Here is a 16301-nt window from a genome sequence, read left to right on the forward strand (position 1 = left end):
TATTACTCACCCGTTCGCCACTCGCCACCAGGTGCAAGCACCCGTGCTGCCGTTCGACTTGCATGTGTAAGGCATGCCGCCAGCGTTCAATCTGAGCCAGGATCAAACTCTTCAGTTCAATTCCTGTGATCCTTGCGGATCGTCGCACTCATTCAAGAAATCGACTTGGTAAAAAACCAAATCTTTACTGTCTATGAGTACTATTTATTTACATCTGTCCCGAAGGACTGGATGCTTTCACTTAGTACCCACAATTATCGGTTGACTAATTTTTAAAGAGGGCTGAATCGTTTTTTAAAAACATTCAGCGAAGAAGCGAGACTATGACATACCCGAATAGGGTTGTCAACACCTTTTGCACTATTTTTCTTAAAAAAAGCGCAGATTTATCCTTCAAGCAAAATAAAACCAACAAAATCAATAGGTTATGTTTTAAAAAAATTTCAACATTTTTTTAAAATTTTTGCTCTTTTTTTGATTTTTGGCCAAAGAGGCCCCTTCCCTTTCCTGCGCTCCCATGTGAAATGTGCCTATAAGCAACATACTAGGGAAAACCCTGTAAATTTCCTTGAAAACTGTTAATATATTGCTATGCACAATAAATTAGCGAACAATCACTCACTAACCAAGCCATATCTGGCGGGGGTGGCCGTTCCTGTTCGCGAACTGCATTCAGGTCACAGGTCAGAAATTCTGAGCCATCTTTTGTCGCTAGGCGAGGAAGATCGGCGCCTTAGATTTGGCACGCAAACCCCTGACGAAGTCATTCATCACTATGTTGACGGCCTGGATTTCAATAAAGATGCGATTTTTGGCGTTTTTAATGCAGACCTAAAGCTTGTCGGGATGGCGCATTTAGCCTATTTGCCCCAGATTACAAATGAAGCGCACTCCGCTGAATTTGGGGTGTCTGTATTGCCAGAAGGCAGGGCTCAGGGCATTGGAACTGCACTTTTAGAGCGTTGCACAGTTCATGCGCGCAATAGCAATATTCAAACACTGTACGTGCATTGTCTTGCTAACAACAAAGGCATGATGCATCTAGCTCAAAAGGCCGGAATGACTGTTGAATATGCCTATGGCGATGCAGATGCTTACCTCTCTTTGCCTCCAGCAAACCCTGGCACGATTGTGGATGAAGTCGCCAACGAACAGTGGGCAGACTTTGATTACGCGCTGAAAGAAAATTTAAAACTTGCTAATCAAGCATGGTGGTGGTTTTTAGGAAAACCACGCCACGCGCGTTGATATACAGCGCAACAACTTACTAGTTTTATTGCGGAGCTCCGCGAAGTATCCAAGCAGTTAGTAGAGATAAATCTCCATCATTTAATTTTGTATTTGCTGGCATGGGCACCACACCCCATGAACCCGCACCGCCCTTTGCAATTTTATTTTTTAAAAATGTTGGCGCCTGTGAATCATTTTTGTATTTCTGCGCAACCGACTGAAAGCTAGGGCCAACTATTTTTTTATCAACAGCATGGCAACCCATGCAAGCATTTTGTTTGGCAAGGGCAAATGCTTTTTGATCATCATTTGCAAGTGACGCAGTATTCAAAAAAATACTAGTAATAAAAAACAAAGCAATTTTTGCTATTACCTTATTGCCAAACATCAAAACATTACTCAGAAATTATTGAAACTTTGGGGGCGTATTAGGCTGCGCTTCATCAGCCTTTCCTTGCTTCTCTAGGCGATTTTTTTCTTCAGTTGAAATGATGTCAAAGTAAACGTAAACATCTTTAACGCCATTTGTATTGCTAGCAATTTTCTTTGCCATATCCGCTTCGTTTTGCGTAAGGATTCCCATTAAATAAACGCTTGTTCCTGTTACTACTACCGACATTGAATTAGACGGTAATTTTTCAGTAAAAATCATTTGGGTTTTTATTTTGGATTCGAGATATGCATCGTTGGCGCGCGCAGTATAAGAGCTGTTTGGCCCAATAATAATTTCATTAAAAACAGATCGCGCATTCTTCATGCTCTTTACATAATCACCGGCAGCGCTTTTAATGTCAGCGTCTTTAGCTTCGCCAGTCAATAAAACTTTTTGATTAAACGAGGTCACATTAATATGCGCGTTATCACCAAATTTTTTAGCAAGTACAGCATTAGCTTCTAGCTCAATACCACGATCGATGGCTTGCACTCCTGGCGTACGCCTATCTGCCATCACACTGGCGCCCGCAGCAACGCCACCCACTGCAATTGCCCCACATGCAGATAGCTGCGCCGCGACCAACAATGTTACAAAAGATTTACCAAAAAATTGAATTTGCATTTAAGTGTCTTTACGGTTTGTAAAAAGTTAATCGAGCAAAATGTGATCTACCCCATCACATAATGCATGCAGCAATACCAAATGAGTTTCCTGTATGCGCGCTGTTCGTGTTGAGGGCGCACATAGGTGAATATCCTCTTTGTCTAATAAATTTGCAATCTTCCCGCCACCATTACCGGTTAGCGCAATGACTTTCATCCCAAGTTTTTTTGCAACTTCAATGGCCTTCACAACATTCTTTGAATTACCTGAAGTGGAGATGCCTATCAGAATGTCACCCTTCTTACCTAAGCCGCGAACCTGTTTGCTAAACACATCGTCATAGCTGTAGTCATTTCCAACTGCGGTCAAGATAGAGCTGTCGGTGGTAAGTGCAATTGCTGCCAGCTCTTGTCGCTCTCTTTCAAAACGTCCAATCAGTTCTGCTGCAAAATGTTGCGCATCAGCAGCAGAGCCACCATTACCGCACGCCATTATCTTGCCGCCTGATTTTAAGCAATCAACCATCGCTAAAATTCCGCGTGCCACAGATTCAGGAAGCGTTTTTTCTGCTTCATGTTTTACAGCAATACTGTCTAAAAAATGCTGGGACGCACGTTTACGTAAGCGTTCTATAGTCTCTTTATCCATAGCAGTATTATGCTTCAAAGCCCTTGATTTCAATGTCATCAGCTTAACCTAAAAGCAATATATATCCTTGCTTATTCACTCACCTTCAGCAGACAATATCCCCATGGAACTAGGTTCATTGGATTTTTTGAAGCAACAGGATTTGCCTGCGGGCGCTTTATATATGGTGGCGACGCCAATTGGCAATTTGGGAGATATCACCTTACGGGCCCTTCATGTCCTCAGTTCGGTAGATGGAATTGCCTGTGAAGATACTAGACATAGCGCAGCATTACTGCAGCAATTCGGCATTCATAAAAAATGCTTAGCCTTACATGCACACAATGAACATAGCGCCTCACAAACCGTGCTTGAGCATTTAGCAAAAGGAGAAAGATGGGCTTACATCTCTGATGCAGGAACGCCAGGAGTTTCTGACCCAGGGGCGCGCCTTGTAGATGCCGCACAAAAAGCAGCTCTTAGAGTCATCCCTATTCCTGGCCCTAGCGCAGTGTCTAGCGCGATCTCAGTTTCTGGCTCTGTGATGTTGAACTCAGAAGGGCAATTTCAATTTTTAGGATTTTGGCCTCACAAAACTAAAGAGCGTGAGCTTATTCTGCGAGACATTTGTGAAAGCAAAAAAACCAGCATCTTCTTTGAGTCGCCACACCATATTCGCGAAACCCTACTTTTACTCGCTAACTCTTTGGAGGGTGATCGCCAAATCTTCATCTGTCGTGAGTTAACAAAAAAATTTGAGCAACTTATTTCTATCAAAGCCAATGAGATTTCGGCTTGGATAGAAGCCCATCAAACACTTAAAGGCGAGTTCATTATCTTGATTGAAGGCCGTCCAGCAGCGGCCAATGAGCCTGTAGACCATGACGCACTAATGCGTTGGGCTAATGTCTTGAGCCCATTTTTGAGTAGCAAAGAAATCGCAACGGTTCTTTCCCAAATATTAGGTATTGCAAAAAAAGATGCCTACCAAATTGCTTTGGATGCCAAAGCAATTGGAGAAGAAAAATAAAAAAGCTGGCACGCAGCCAGCTTTTTTAATCGGTGAAAAAAATTATTTCGCTGCTGGGGCAGCAGGGGCTTTTGGCTCAGGCAGCTTGCCACCAGCTGAATTAGCCAGATACACAACTGCGCGGCCCAATTCATAATCGCTAACATCGGTTGGACTAGCTCCACCACGCGCAGGCATTGCACCTTTACCCTTTAGAACTGAGGTGAGCAATCCATCGTATCCTTTACCTAAGCGTGCTGCCCAAGCAGCAGTGTCGCCAAATTTAGGCGCGCCAGCAGCGCCACTTGCATGACAAGAAGAGCAAACGGTTTTGTATACCTGTTCGCCAGTTTGGAGCTCTTTTGGTCCGCTTGCGTCCTTGAAATTTAATTGCGCAACCGGCTTAATTAACTGTTCAGTTGTTGTGGAGGAATCGCCACGCTTGCCATTGTTCACAAACACCATCAGCAACAAAATAATTATTAGGGGCACAAAAAAACTTGCAAACACCATGATGATGAGTTGTTTTGGGGACTTAATCAGGCTTCCGTGCTCGTTGCTCATAAGAATTTATCGTTTGACGGGTTTAAAGGGTTAGATTGCGGTGATTATAACTAGAGAGTAGGGTTATAGGCACTTACAATAGGGCAGTTTTTAGATTTCCCAGCGCCCGTAGCTCAGTGGATAGAGTATTGGCCTCCGAAGCCAAGGGTCGCAGGTTCGATTCCTGCCGGGCGCGCCACAAAATACAAGGGGTTTTTGACCTATATCATGCGAAAAATCGCAAAAACCGCTATCATTAGGCTCTAACTTATTGATTCTTATCGTGTCTACTAATCTAAATTCAGCCCTTTCAGAGCCATCTCTGACCAATCCCTTACCCCCTGAGGCACCATTACCGCATCGAAAAATTATTCGCAGCTGGTTAATTCCCATGGCAAAAGGCGAAACTGGTCGAGCCATTTTATTGCTTTTAATTGATGCTTTTTTATGGCTAGGATGCATCGCCGGAACTGTATTTGTCGAAAATATTTTTCTCAAGGTAATCTTTGGTTTAGTAGCGGGATTTGTTACTGGCCGCATTTTTATTCTGGGTCATGATGCTTGTCATCAGAGCTTTACCCCCAATCGTGAACTTAACAAAGTCTTGGGTCGCATTGCATTTTTACCCTCACTTACCCCTTACAGTCTTTGGGATGTAGGACACAATGTTGTGCATCACGGACAAACAAATTTAAAAGGATTTGATTTTGTCTGGGCCCCATTATCAAAAGCAGAATATGACGCCTTACCCCCATTCCGCAAGGCTTTAGAGCGCCTATACCGTAGTGGTTGGGGTCCTGTTTTTTACTATCTCATTGAAATTTGGTGGAGACGTGAGTACTTCCCAAATGCCCAAAATAAACCTGGCGACCGCCCAATTTTTCTTAAAGATAATTTGTTGGTTACAGCATTCGCAATCATTTGGATTGGATGTCTGATCGCTGGCGCTATTGCTACAGGCCAATCCATTTGGATTGGATTAATTACTGGTTTTGCAGTCCCATTTTTGTTCTGGAACGGCATGATCGGCTTTGTGGTTTATGTCCATCACACTCATCCATCGGTTTCTTGGTATGACAAAAAATCAGAATGGTTGCGCGCCCAGCCTTTTGTATCGACCACGGTTCACCTGACTTTTGGTTGGATATGGGGCTCGTTGATGCACCACATCATGGAGCACACTGCCCATCACGTTGACATGAGCGTTCCGCTATATCGCCTCCCAGAGGCTCAAAAAACCCTTGAAACCATCCTGCCAGACCGTATCTTTATTCAAAAGTTCTCATGGTCTTGGTATTTCGATACTGCCCGTAAATGTAAGCTTTATGACTTTGAAAACAAGGCATGGCTCGATTTTGATGGCAATAAAACAGCTGATTCGGTCAGGGTTGTCTTAACCCCAATCCCAGCATGACAAAACGGGTAAAATAGATCTTCTGTATAAAGATTTGCCTTACCCGGATTGCCCATGACTACCTCAACTCCAGCAGCTACCCAAGATAACTCACAAAGCCTAAAATTTTGCTCTTCTTGTAGCCGTGAAAAGCGACTTGAGGGCGGCACTTGGATTCCAACAAGCAATCGCAAACAGCGTTGGATTTGCGCTAGCTGTTTATACAATCGCACACACCGTACCGGTTCAGCAAAAACCTAAACTTCTTGTAAGTTTTAAGCGCCATCCCCTACATATGGGTTTGACTTGCGCTCGCTACCAAAAGTGGACATTGGTCCATGACCAGGAACAAATTGCACATCATCGCCTAAAGGCCACAGCTTTGTTTTAATCGCATTGATTAAATCTGCATGATTTCCGCGTGGGAAATCTGTTCTGCCTATTGATCCAGCAAACAATACATCGCCAACAATGGCCAGGCGATCTTCCTTGTCATAGAAAACTACGTGACCAGGTGTATGGCCGGGACAATGAAAAACTTCAAGATCAACATTGCCCACCCGAACATGATCACCATCATTTAGCCATCGATTGGGCTCAAAAACTTTTGCATGGCCAAAACCAAAACGCACTGTTTGTTCTGGTAATTGATCAATCCAGAAACGCTCATCTTCTTGAGGCCCCTCAATAGGCACCCCCAGTTGATCTGCCAAATCTTTTGCAGCTGCGCAATGATCTAAGTGTCCGTGAGTAAGCAAAATCTTTTTCACGTTGCCGCCCATCTGCTTAACGCCGTCCAGAATCTTTTCAATATCGCCCCCTGGATCAACCACAGCCGCATCCCCAGTTTCCTGGCAAACCAAAATGGAGCAATTTTGTTCAAAGGGGGTAACCGGAACAATTCCTAATTTAATTGGCATATATAAAAATGAATAAGCAATACAGATAAATGAATATTGTACGAGCCCCTAGTTTGTAGAACTGGGCATAAAATGTTCTCAAAGGATAAAACCATGAACCAACCGGATACATTTAAATTTGCAGAAACTCATGAGTGGGCCGACATTGAGTCTGATGGCTTAGTATGGGTTGGCATCAGCAATCATGCGCAAGAAGCCTTGGGTGACGTGATGTTCTTCCAAGCGCCTAAGCTTGGCCAGCAAGTTAAGCAAGGCGAAGCAATTGCAGTCATCGAATCAGTAAAGGCAGCTAGCGATATTCATGCGCCTATCAGCGGGGAAATTATTGAGCTAAACGCAGATGTCGATGCTGCGCCTGAATCGGTCAATGAAAAACCGTATTCAACCTGGCTGTTTAAAATCAAACCCCTCTCTAACGAGGCTCTTCATTCTGAATTAAGCCAACTATTAAGCCAAGAAGCCTATAACTCTGGGCCCGGCGCCTAATGCCTAAATTGAAATGGGGTCGCGCTCAATCAACCATCGAACTTTGCTGCCCTTGCTTATTCTTCCCTGAGAGATTTCTCTCAAATCACGATCTATCCACTCAAGTGCATCTTGCAGTGTTCTGCGATCGCTAGACTCCACCACTAACTGAGCGCGCTCAGATCCAGCGATCTTCATCATACTTCTGGGTACCGGGTCATAGACCTGCAAGTCTTTTGTTATAAGGCCCGCGCCTTTAAGCCTTCCTTTTAGAGAGCCCAAAAAATGTAGTGCCTTTTCAAGGCTCTTGGCCTCTGCATGCACCAAACCCTGATAAGTAAAAGGGGGCAATTTCGCCTCCTCTCTCTCGCCAGCAATATAGGATAAAAAACCATCAACATCATGCTTTAACAAATATTGAAAAACTGCAGCATCAGGAAACTGGGTTTCGATATAAATATTTCCGCCATCTTCACCATCCCTGCTAGCGCGTCCAGCCCTTCCGGCAACTTGCACTAGTTGTGCAAACAATCTTTCCGCAGCCCGAAAATCTTGTGAAAACAATCGACTGTCAGCATCTAAGACCGCAACCAGACCGATATTCTGGTAATCATGGCCCTTAGCAATCATTTGAGTACCAACAACAATGTCTGCGCTCCCGTTGTGAATCTCTTGAAAGAGCGCTTCAGCACCCTTACTCGTGCGGCTAGAATCGGTGTCAATACGCAAGACCCTGGCCGAAGACCATAAGGATGCAATTGCATCCTCAAGCTTTTGCGTTCCCTGACCTAAAGGCTTTAAATCAACATTGCCACAATCAGGGCAAGATGATGGCACTGGCCGCATTAAGCCACAATGATGACAACTTAAGGATGCTTTGCGCCCTAATGCGCCTGCTTTATGCATCACTAAATATGAACTACATTGATGACATTTAGAAAGCCATGAACAGGCATTACAACTGATCACCGGGGCAAAGCCTCGTCGATTTATCAAAATCAAACTTTGTTTCTTATTGGCCAAACTTTCTCTAACGGCATTGACCAACGGCTTGCTTAATGAGATTTTTTCAATCGGCCTATCTTCATCACCAGGGCTAAATTGATTCCGTGCATCTTTCGTATTGATCAAGTTGACTTTAGGCAGTCCCGCGCCTTGTGCGCGCTGATCTAACCGGAGATGTTGATAGCGCCCTGATTTTCCAGCCAACCAAGTTTCGAGCGAGGGAGTTGCCGACACAAGAGCAATTGGAATTTTAAGATCATGCGCACGCCAAACTGCCAGATCTCTAGCGGAATACCGAATACCATCTTGCTGCTTATATGAAGAGTCGTGTTCCTCGTCGACTACTATTGCCCTCAAATTTGGTAACGGCGTTAAAGCTGCTAAACGCGTTCCCAAAATAATTTGTGCCTTACCAGTGGCAGCTTCATACCATGCTAGGCCGCGCTTGTTCTCGCTCACTCCACTATGGAGCACAACCATTTTCTTATGCGGAAAATATGCTCGCACCCTCCGCTCTAACTGCGGCGTTAAATTAATTTCGGGCACCAAGATGAGCGCTTGTGAATTTGGTTCTTCTAATACAGTTTGCAACCAATTTAAATACACCGCTGTTTTGCCACTACCAGTTTGTCCTTGCAACAAAAAGCATGTAAATTCTTGTGCCTCTTTTTTGCGTAGCTCACCCAAGGCTGCTGTTTGCACTTTGTTTAATTGTGTTTCGCTGATATAGCCATCGGCTTCTAGTGGCGCTGCAACTTTTTTGTTTGTTTTTTTGGAAGCCGATTGATGTATTTTTGAAAAATTTTTAGTCCAATCAGCCGCCTTTCTCCACATCTTTGGAATCGACGGAATAATGGTCTCACCAAGCCCATGAATGTAGTATTGACTTGCAAAATTCATGAGCCTTAGCGTTGCTGCATCCAATGGTGATAGTGGACAAACTTGAGCAACATTTTTCAATTTATCGACACTATAGTCAGAGTGAGTGCTCACTTTTATTACTAAACCCACTATCGTTGATCTTCCAAATGGGACTTCAACTAACTGTCCCACCTGTGGCTCCAGTCCGAGATCCTTTACATCCCATAAATAGTCAAACCCCTGGGCAAGGGGTTTATCAACTACTACTTGAACCACTATGGGTGACGACGTCATCTGCTTCGTTTTTTCTGTTTTACTTGTGGATAAGTCTGTGGATATCGTCCAAGAGCCCTGATTTATAAGCTAATTTACCAGCAATCTTTTGCAGCGCCCTTTTCAAAAAATCCTACAATTTATTCATATAAATCAATAAGTTATAGACTCTTCCGAAAGTTAAAGTTTATCTTTTAACGGAATCTTACTGAATTCTCGCTTCTAACCAAAACTGTGCATAACTTTTGCAGTTATTTCTCTATGAAAGTTAGCAAGCACTCGGTTTTAAGGCGTTGATCTAAGAGCCCTAGATCGAGAAATTACTTCTTGCGCCAAAGCGGTGACGCTTTCTGGAGGGGTAAATTGAGATATTCCATGTCCCAAATTAAACACGTGCCCATCTAAAGGATGCAAACCTGGCCGCAAGGCTGGGGCACGTGCCAAATCTTCTAGTACGTTGTCCACTTGTTTTGCAATCTCCTTTGGTTGAGAAAACAAAATGAGAGGATCTAAATTACCTTGCAAAGCAAGCGGCTTGTTTAAAGCGAGCAACTGTTTGCGCGCGCGGCCAAGAGACATTGTCCAATCTAGTGCAATAACATCTGCGCCAACTTGCGCCATATCATTTAACCAAATCGCTCCGCCTTTAGTAAACATAATGACGGGAATTTTTTTACCTTCATACTCTCTTGGCAAAAGGCTAATTACTTTTTGCATTGAAGATAATGACATCTTTTGATACCAACCGTCTGGCAACATTCCGCCCCAAGTATCAAAAATCATCAGCGCTTGCGCACCTGCTTTCAATTGCTCAGTTAAATACGTCGCAACAGATTGTGCATTGATATTCAAGATATGTTCAAGCAAATCGGGACGACTAAACATCATCGTTTTAGCATGGCGAAAATCGTCCGCGCTAGACCCATCAATCATGTAGCACGCTAAAGTCCATGGGCTACCAGAGAAGCCAATCAAAGGCACGCGTTGCTTGCCATCTTGAACTAAAGCTTTACGAATTTCGGATACAGCATCAAACACATATTTGAGCTCGTTCATATCCGCAGCACGCAATTTCTTGACATCCTCTTCGGTGCGCAAGGGATGATCAAAGCTGGGGCCCTCCCCTGCAGTAAATTTGAGGCCCAACCCCATCGCATCAGGAATGGTCAAAATATCTGAAAATAAAATAGCCGCATCTAAGGGATAGCGGTCTAAGGGCTGAAGGGTTACTTCAGTGGCATATGCGGGATTTTTTGCAAGGCCTAAGAAACTTCCGGCCTTTGCACGGGTGGCATTGTATTCAGGAAGATATCGGCCAGCTTGACGCATGAGCCAAAGCGGTGTTTGATCTACCGCTTCACCCAGGCAGGCTTTTAAAAACCGGTCGTTTAACAACAAGGAGCTGACCGGTTTTTACTTTTTACGACGGAAACGTGCGATTGCTGCAAGTTGGGCAGCAGCCATCGCAAACTCAGACTGGGCCAATGCCAAATCAAAGTCAGTGCCACGGTTTTGCATCGCCTCTTCAGCGCGTTTCTTTGCTTCTAATGCTTTAGCTTCATCAAGGTCGTGACCACGAATAGCGGTATCTGCTAATACTGTGACACGATCAGGCTGAACCTCTAAGTAGCCACCAGCAACAAACACAAATTCTTCGTCTCCATCCGCTTTTTCAATGCGGACAGAGCCAGGACGAATTCGAGTAATTAGCGGTGTGTGGCCACGCAAGATGCCGAGCTCACCACTTTCACCAGGAAGGGCCACAAACTTAGCCTCTCCACTAAAAATGGACTGCTCAGCACTCACTACGTCGACATGTATGCTTGACATAATTTCCCTAGATGAAATCGATTAAAGCTTCTTCGCTTTCTCGATGGCTTCATCAATTGAACCCACCATGTAGAACGCTTGCTCAGGCAAGTGATCCAACTCACCACTTACGATCATCTTGAAGCCACGGATGGTTTCTTTCAATGGAACGTATTTACCTGGTGAACCAGTGAACACCTCAGCAACGTGGAAAGGCTGGGACAAGAAACGCTGAATCTTACGTGCGCGGGCTACAGCCAATTTATCTTCTGGAGATAACTCGTCCATACCCAAAATTGCAATAATGTCGCGCAATTCTTTGTAGCGCTGCAAAGTCATCTGCACGGCGCGAGCCACTTCATAGTGCTCTTGGCCAACCACTTGTGGATCGAGCTGACGGCTGGTGGAATCCAAAGGATCCACTGCAGGGTAGATACCCAAGGCAGCAATATCACGAGATAACACAACGGTGGAATCCAAGTGCAAGAAGGTTGTTGCTGGAGATGGGTCAGTCAAGTCATCCGCAGGAACATAAACGGCCTGAATAGAAGTAACAGAACCAGTCTTCGTAGAAGTAATACGCTCTTGCAATTTACCCATCTCTTCAGCCAATGTAGGTTGGTAACCCACAGCGGAAGGCATACGACCAAGCAACGCAGAAACTTCAGTACCTGCCAATGTATAACGATAGATGTTGTCAACGAAGAACAAAATGTCGCGGCCTTCGTCACGGAATGCTTCCGCCATGGTCAAACCTGTTAACGCAACGCGCAAACGGTTACCGGGAGGCTCATTCATCTGACCAAACACCATCGCTACTTTATCGATAACGTTTGACTCTTTCATTTCGTGGTAGAAGTCATTACCTTCACGAGTACGCTCACCAACACCAGCAAACACTGACAAACCAGAGTGTTGCTTAGCGATGTTGTTAATCAATTCCATCATGTTCACGGTCTTACCCACACCCGCGCCACCGAACAAGCCAACCTTACCACCCTTAGCAAATGGGCAAACGAGGTCAATAACCTTGATGCCGGTTTCTAGCAAGTCAACTGAGGGTGAAAGCTCATCAAACTTAGGAGCTGGTTGATGGATTGCGCGACGCTCTTCTGTAGCGATTGGGCCTGCATCATCAATCGGGCGACCCAATACGTCCATGATGCGGCCCAAAGTTGCTGGACCGACAGGAACAGAAATAGGCTGGCCGGTAGATTTCACTTCCATGCCGCGACGCAAACCATCGCTCGCGCCCATGGCAATCGCGCGAACTACGCCATCACCGATTTGTTGCTGAACTTCAAAGGTCAACCCTTTTTCAGCAAATGATTTTTCGCCGCTTTCAACTAATGTCAACGCATCATAAATGTTTGGCATTTTGTCGCGTGGGAACTGAATGTCCACCACTGGACCGATACATTGCACGATATTTCCGTTACTCATCGCTTTCTCCGCTTTTAATTCCGTAAATTCTTTCGTATTCCTAAATGCTGACCGCTTAAACCGCAGCCGCTCCACCAACAATTTCAGACAACTCTTTGGTAATAGCAGCTTGTCGTGTTTTGTTGTAATCCAATTGCAATTCGCCAATCACATTCTTCGCATTGTCTGACGCAGCCTTCATTGAGACCATACGAGCAGACTGCTCAGAAGCCATATTTTCAGCAACAGCTTGATAAATCATTGCTTCAACGTAACGCTTTAACAATCCATTCAAAATGGACTCTGCGTCAGGCTCGTAAATGTAATCCCATGATGGGCCCGATTTGTCCTCAGGAGTCAGCGCAGCTGGCTCTAGGGGCAAAAGCTTCTCCAAAACGGGTTCTTGCTTCATCGCATTAACGAAGCGGGTGTATGCCAAATACACAGCATCAATCTCACCACGCTCAAACGCTTCTAATTGGGCAGTAATTGCACCAATCAAGACATCTAAATGTGGCGTATCGCCAATTTGGACGGTTTGAGAAATGAGTTTTGCTTTTGAACGATTCAAAAATTGCAGGCCTTTTGAACCAATTGCGGTGTACTCAATATCTACATTTTTTGCTTGCAAATCACGCACTTGGTTAGCAATCAAACGCAATACGTTGGTATTTAAACCGCCGCATAAACCTTTGTCTGTTGTAACCAAGATCGTGCCAACCTTCTTGATTTCACGAGTCGCCATATAAGCAGGACGATACTCAGGATTTGCTTTAGAAAGATTGGCAACAATTTCACGAATTTTTTCAGCATAGGGGCGCGCATTACGCATGCGCTCCTGGGCGCGACGCATCTTGGATGCGGCGACCATTTCCATTGCCTTCGTGATCTTGCGCGTGTTTTGCACGCTCTTGATCTTTGATCGTATCTCTTTTGTGCCGGCCATGATCTCTATGCGTCCTTAGAAGGCTGCTGAACGCTTGTAGTCCTCAATCGCAGCACGCAAAGCGGCTTCGTCTTCTTTGCTCAAATCTTTGGTTTCTTCAATACGTCCAACTAAGTCAGCGTATTTTGATTTCAAGTGATCTTGCAATCCTTTTTCGAATGCCAATACATTCTTCACTTCTAGATCATCAAAGAAGCCGTTGTTAACTGCATAAAGTGATGCAGCCATTTCCCAAACTTGGAGTGGCTTGTATTGCGCCTGTTTACACAATTCAGTAACACGACGACCACGCTCGAGCTGCTTACGGGTTGCCTCATCAAGATCAGATGCGAACTGAGCAAACGCTGCCAATTCACGATACTGCGCTAAGTCGGTACGAATACCGCCAGACAATTTCTTAATAACTTTAGTTTGTGCTGCACCACCAACGCGAGATACTGAAATACCTGCGTTAATCGCAGGACGAATACCAGCGTTGAACAAGTCAGTTTCCAAGAAGATCTGTCCGTCAGTAATCGAAATAACGTTGGTTGGAACGAAAGCAGAAACGTCACCCGCTTGAGTTTCAATAATTGGCAAAGCGGTCAATGAACCAGTCTTACCTTTTACTGCACCATTCGTAAACTTCTCAACATAGTCAGCGTTCACACGAGCAGCGCGCTCAAGCAAGCGTGAGTGGAGATAGAACACGTCCCCTGGATATGCTTCACGGCCTGGTGGGCGGCGGAGCAACAAGGAAATTTGACGATAAGCAACTGCTTGCTTGGTCAAGTCATCATAAACAATCAAAGCATCTTCACCGCGATCGCGGAAGTATTCGCCCATGGTGCAGCCGGCGTATGCAGAAAGGTACTGCATCGCTGCAGACTCAGACGCGCTCGCAGCAACAACAATGGTGTAGTCCATCGCACCGTTTTCAGTAAGTTTGCGCACAACGTTAGCAATCGTAGAAGCCTTTTGCCCAATCGCAACGTAAACGCAATAAACACCTTTACCTTTTTGGTTGATGATCGCATCAACCGCAACCGCTGTCTTACCGGTTTGACGGTCGCCAATGATTAACTCACGCTGACCGCGTCCAATAGGAACCATCGCATCAATCGCCTTCAAACCAGTTTGAACTGGCTGGCTAACAGATTGACGTGCAATAACACCAGGAGCAACTTTTTCAATGAAGTCAGTTAATTTGGTATTGATTGGGCCTTTGCCATCAATGGGTTGGCCCAACGCGTTCACTACGCGCCCGAGCAACTCCGGACCGACTGGAACTTCCAAAATGCGGCCTGTACATTTAACTGGGTCGCCTTCTTTAACATGGGTGTACTCACCCAAGACAACGGCACCGACAGAATCGCGCTCAAGGTTTAGTGCCAAGCCGATCGTGTTGTTTGGGAATTCCAACATTTCGCCCTGCATCACACCAGACAAACCGTGTACACGGCAAATACCGTCAGTCACTGAAATTACAGTGCCTTCGTTGCGAACTTGGGAGTCAACACCCAATTCGCTAATTCGGCTTTTGATCAGTTCGCTGATCTCGGAAGGATTGAGTTGCATTACTTACTCCTGGGTCTTATTTCGTATGTTCTTAATAGGGATAACTTATGCGCCAAGACTTGCTTGCATTTGAGCTAACTGTGCCTTGACAGAACTATCCATGACTTCATCACCAACTTGAATGCGAACACCGCCAATCAATGCTGGATCAACTTGGATAGTTGGGCGCAATTCCTTACCCCCAAAGCGCTTCTTCAAACTTGACAACAAATCAGTTAACGCAGAACCCTCTAAAGGGAATGCGCTAGTAATCATTACTTCTGCTGCACCTTCGCTCTTGTTCTTCATTGCTTCAAATTGATGCGCAATTTCTGGAACGGCTGCCAAGCGGTGGTTTTGATTCACAAGATTTAAAAAGCTAGCCACCTTAGGATCTAGCTTGGTTTTCACCATGCCAGTAAGTAGCTTGCTTAAATCATCAGCGGAAACTTTTGGGTTATTAGATAAGGCAGCAATTTCTGGCATAGCAGCAAGCTGCGCCAATTCATTCAACTGCTCTAAACAACCAGCAAGTTCAGCTGGCTTGGCGCTTTGAAAAAGCGCTTCAGCGTAAGGACGTGCAATTGTGGCTAAATCAGCCATATCAAAGTTCTGCCTTTAGTTGGTCAAGTAATTGGCCATGCGCTTTTGCATCAACTTCACGACGCAAAATTTGCTCAGCACCTTTAACAGCAAGAAGGGCAACTTCGGCGCGCAATACTTCACGTGCACGCGTAATTTGTTGATCAGCATCTTGCTTCGCCTGAGAAATGATTCGAGCCGCTTCAGCTTGTGCGTTAGCACGAATTTCTTCGGCTGACATTTGTGCACGTTTTTCTGCTTCAGCTACGCGTTGAACACCTTCTTGGCGGGCCTTATTTAATTCTTGCTCTGCTTCATTGCTAGCCAATGCAAGCGCTTCTTTGCCACGCTCAGCAGCTGCTAAGCCGTCAGCAATTTTGCTTGAACGCTCATCTAACGCCTTCACTAGAGGTGGCCACACAAAGCGTGCAACTACCCACCATAAGACGAAGAAGACGATCATTTGCGCGAATAGGGTCGCGTTCAGATTCACGATATTCCTTTCAGTATTGTTGAGAACAGTCGGATGACCCGATGGTCATCCACGCCAAAACAATTACTTAATAACTGCGAGCAGTGGGTTTGCGAAAGCAAACAACATTGCAACACCAACGCCGATCAAGAACGCAGCGTCGATCAAA

The 16301-nt window shown here is 45.0% G+C and carries 18 protein-coding genes, 1 tRNA gene, 1 rRNA gene and 1 pseudogene; 6 read left to right on the top strand and 15 right to left on the bottom strand.

The window, feature by feature from the left end:
* A 16S ribosomal RNA gene (locus KIH43_RS06525) occupies positions 1-118 on the bottom strand; the annotation flags it as partial.
* A gap of 473 nt (positions 119-591) precedes the next feature.
* On the opposite strand from KIH43_RS06525, the gene KIH43_RS06530 reads away from it, so the two are divergent.
* Positions 592-1248 carry a GNAT family N-acetyltransferase gene (locus tag KIH43_RS06530; RefSeq protein WP_297718986.1) on the top strand — a complete coding sequence of 219 codons (657 nt, stop codon included), beginning with the start codon at positions 592-594 and terminating at the stop codon, positions 1246-1248.
* A 25-nt stretch (positions 1249-1273) separates the two neighbouring features.
* On the opposite strand, the gene KIH43_RS06535 is transcribed toward KIH43_RS06530, so the two are convergent.
* Genes KIH43_RS06535 through KIH43_RS06545 form a run of 3 tightly spaced genes read right to left on the bottom strand, consistent with a single transcriptional unit; the run spans position 1274 to position 2917 of the window.
* Positions 1274-1618: a c-type cytochrome gene (locus KIH43_RS06535; RefSeq protein ID WP_297718988.1), complete on the bottom strand. Its 345-nt coding sequence runs from the start codon at positions 1616-1618 to the stop codon at positions 1274-1276.
* Between the two features lie 18 nt (positions 1619-1636).
* Entirely contained in the window at positions 1637-2287 is a 651-nt protein-coding gene (locus tag KIH43_RS06540) for a BON domain-containing protein (RefSeq protein WP_297718991.1), read from the bottom strand.
* 27 nt (positions 2288-2314) lie between these two features.
* Complete coding sequence (locus tag KIH43_RS06545) at positions 2315-2917, bottom strand: phosphoheptose isomerase (protein ID WP_297718994.1); 603 nt, start codon at positions 2915-2917, stop codon at positions 2315-2317.
* 103 nt (positions 2918-3020) lie between these two features.
* Between KIH43_RS06545 and rsmI the strand changes: the two genes are divergently transcribed.
* Positions 3021-3926 carry a 16S rRNA (cytidine(1402)-2'-O)-methyltransferase gene (gene rsmI, locus KIH43_RS06550; RefSeq protein ID WP_297718997.1) on the top strand — a complete coding sequence of 302 codons (906 nt, stop codon included), beginning with the start codon at positions 3021-3023 and terminating at the stop codon, positions 3924-3926.
* Between the two features lie 42 nt (positions 3927-3968).
* On the opposite strand, the gene KIH43_RS06555 is transcribed toward rsmI, so the two are convergent.
* Positions 3969-4469: a c-type cytochrome gene (locus tag KIH43_RS06555; RefSeq protein WP_296970188.1), complete on the bottom strand. Its 501-nt coding sequence runs from the start codon at positions 4467-4469 to the stop codon at positions 3969-3971.
* 102 nt (positions 4470-4571) lie between these two features.
* Between KIH43_RS06555 and KIH43_RS06560 the strand changes: the two genes are divergently transcribed.
* From KIH43_RS06560 to KIH43_RS06570, 3 genes are all read left to right on the top strand, one after another.
* Positions 4572-4647 (top strand) — tRNA-Arg (locus KIH43_RS06560).
* An 84-nt stretch (positions 4648-4731) separates the two neighbouring features.
* Positions 4732-5862 (top strand): fatty acid desaturase, encoded by a 1131-nt coding sequence (locus tag KIH43_RS06565; protein WP_296970190.1) that lies wholly within the window; start codon positions 4732-4734, stop codon positions 5860-5862.
* A gap of 54 nt (positions 5863-5916) precedes the next feature.
* Positions 5917-6102: a hypothetical protein gene (locus tag KIH43_RS06570; RefSeq protein ID WP_297719001.1), complete on the top strand. Its 186-nt coding sequence runs from the start codon at positions 5917-5919 to the stop codon at positions 6100-6102.
* A gap of 14 nt (positions 6103-6116) precedes the next feature.
* Here KIH43_RS06570 and KIH43_RS06575 read toward each other — a convergent pair whose 3' ends face one another.
* Positions 6117-6755, bottom strand: coding sequence for an MBL fold metallo-hydrolase (locus tag KIH43_RS06575; RefSeq protein WP_297719011.1), 639 nt, complete (start codon positions 6753-6755; stop codon positions 6117-6119).
* Positions 6756-6854: 99 nt separating this feature from the next.
* Here KIH43_RS06575 and gcvH point away from each other — a divergent pair, with 99 nt between their 5' ends.
* Positions 6855-7247 carry a glycine cleavage system protein GcvH gene (gene gcvH / locus KIH43_RS06580; RefSeq protein WP_297719003.1) on the top strand — a complete coding sequence of 131 codons (393 nt, stop codon included), beginning with the start codon at positions 6855-6857 and terminating at the stop codon, positions 7245-7247.
* A gap of 3 nt (positions 7248-7250) precedes the next feature.
* Here gcvH and priA read toward each other — a convergent pair whose 3' ends face one another.
* The 9 genes and pseudogenes from priA to KIH43_RS06625 all read right to left on the bottom strand — a co-directional run.
* Positions 7251-9386 (bottom strand): primosomal protein N', encoded by a 2136-nt coding sequence (gene priA / locus KIH43_RS06585; protein WP_297719006.1) that lies wholly within the window; start codon positions 9384-9386, stop codon positions 7251-7253.
* 264 nt (positions 9387-9650) lie between these two features.
* Positions 9651-10763, bottom strand: a complete 1113-nt coding sequence (gene hemE / locus KIH43_RS06590) for a uroporphyrinogen decarboxylase (RefSeq protein WP_296970197.1) — start codon at positions 10761-10763, stop codon at positions 9651-9653.
* 15 nt (positions 10764-10778) lie between these two features.
* Positions 10779-11195 carry a F0F1 ATP synthase subunit epsilon gene (locus tag KIH43_RS06595; RefSeq protein ID WP_215374625.1) on the bottom strand — a complete coding sequence of 139 codons (417 nt, stop codon included), beginning with the start codon at positions 11193-11195 and terminating at the stop codon, positions 10779-10781.
* Positions 11196-11216: 21 nt separating this feature from the next.
* A complete protein-coding gene (atpD, locus tag KIH43_RS06600) occupies positions 11217-12617 on the bottom strand; it encodes a F0F1 ATP synthase subunit beta (protein ID WP_215323679.1) in 1401 nt (466 codons plus the stop codon).
* A gap of 55 nt (positions 12618-12672) precedes the next feature.
* Positions 12673-13542 carry a F0F1 ATP synthase subunit gamma gene (gene atpG / locus KIH43_RS06605; RefSeq protein ID WP_296970201.1) on the bottom strand — a complete coding sequence of 290 codons (870 nt, stop codon included), beginning with the start codon at positions 13540-13542 and terminating at the stop codon, positions 12673-12675.
* Between the two features lie 15 nt (positions 13543-13557).
* Positions 13558-15099 (bottom strand): F0F1 ATP synthase subunit alpha, encoded by a 1542-nt coding sequence (atpA, locus tag KIH43_RS06610; protein ID WP_296970203.1) that lies wholly within the window; start codon positions 15097-15099, stop codon positions 13558-13560.
* Positions 15100-15144: 45 nt separating this feature from the next.
* Positions 15145-15681, bottom strand: coding sequence for a F0F1 ATP synthase subunit delta (locus tag KIH43_RS06615; protein ID WP_296970205.1), 537 nt, complete (start codon positions 15679-15681; stop codon positions 15145-15147).
* 1 nt (position 15682) lies between these two features.
* Positions 15683-16153, bottom strand: a complete 471-nt coding sequence (locus tag KIH43_RS06620) for a F0F1 ATP synthase subunit B (RefSeq protein WP_296970207.1) — start codon at positions 16151-16153, stop codon at positions 15683-15685.
* Between the two features lie 63 nt (positions 16154-16216).
* Positions 16217-16301, bottom strand: a pseudogene (locus KIH43_RS06625) (F0F1 ATP synthase subunit C); the annotation flags it as partial.

This window comes from Polynucleobacter sp., assembly GCF_018500155.2.
Classification (GTDB): Bacteria; Pseudomonadota; Gammaproteobacteria; order Burkholderiales; family Burkholderiaceae; genus Polynucleobacter.

Coding starts and splice junctions, on each gene's coding strand:
- KIH43_RS06530 (WP_297718986.1), top strand. CDS start 592: ATGCACAATAAATTAGCGAACAATCACTCACTAACCAAGCCATATCTG.
- KIH43_RS06535 (WP_297718988.1), bottom strand. CDS start 1,618: ATGTTTGGCAATAAGGTAATAGCAAAAATTGCTTTGTTTTTTATTACT.
- KIH43_RS06540 (WP_297718991.1), bottom strand. CDS start 2,287: ATGCAAATTCAATTTTTTGGTAAATCTTTTGTAACATTGTTGGTCGCG.
- KIH43_RS06545 (WP_297718994.1), bottom strand. CDS start 2,917: ATGGATAAAGAGACTATAGAACGCTTACGTAAACGTGCGTCCCAGCAT.
- rsmI (WP_297718997.1), top strand. CDS start 3,021: ATGGAACTAGGTTCATTGGATTTTTTGAAGCAACAGGATTTGCCTGCG.
- KIH43_RS06555 (WP_296970188.1), bottom strand. CDS start 4,469: ATGAGCAACGAGCACGGAAGCCTGATTAAGTCCCCAAAACAACTCATC.
- KIH43_RS06570 (WP_297719001.1), top strand. CDS start 5,917: ATGACTACCTCAACTCCAGCAGCTACCCAAGATAACTCACAAAGCCTA.
- gcvH (WP_297719003.1), top strand. CDS start 6,855: ATGAACCAACCGGATACATTTAAATTTGCAGAAACTCATGAGTGGGCC.
- priA (WP_297719006.1), bottom strand. CDS start 9,386: ATGACGTCGTCACCCATAGTGGTTCAAGTAGTAGTTGATAAACCCCTT.
- KIH43_RS06595 (WP_215374625.1), bottom strand. CDS start 11,195: ATGTCAAGCATACATGTCGACGTAGTGAGTGCTGAGCAGTCCATTTTT.
- atpD (WP_215323679.1), bottom strand. CDS start 12,617: ATGAGTAACGGAAATATCGTGCAATGTATCGGTCCAGTGGTGGACATT.
- atpG (WP_296970201.1), bottom strand. CDS start 13,542: ATGGCCGGCACAAAAGAGATACGATCAAAGATCAAGAGCGTGCAAAAC.
- atpA (WP_296970203.1), bottom strand. CDS start 15,099: ATGCAACTCAATCCTTCCGAGATCAGCGAACTGATCAAAAGCCGAATT.
- KIH43_RS06615 (WP_296970205.1), bottom strand. CDS start 15,681: ATGGCTGATTTAGCCACAATTGCACGTCCTTACGCTGAAGCGCTTTTT.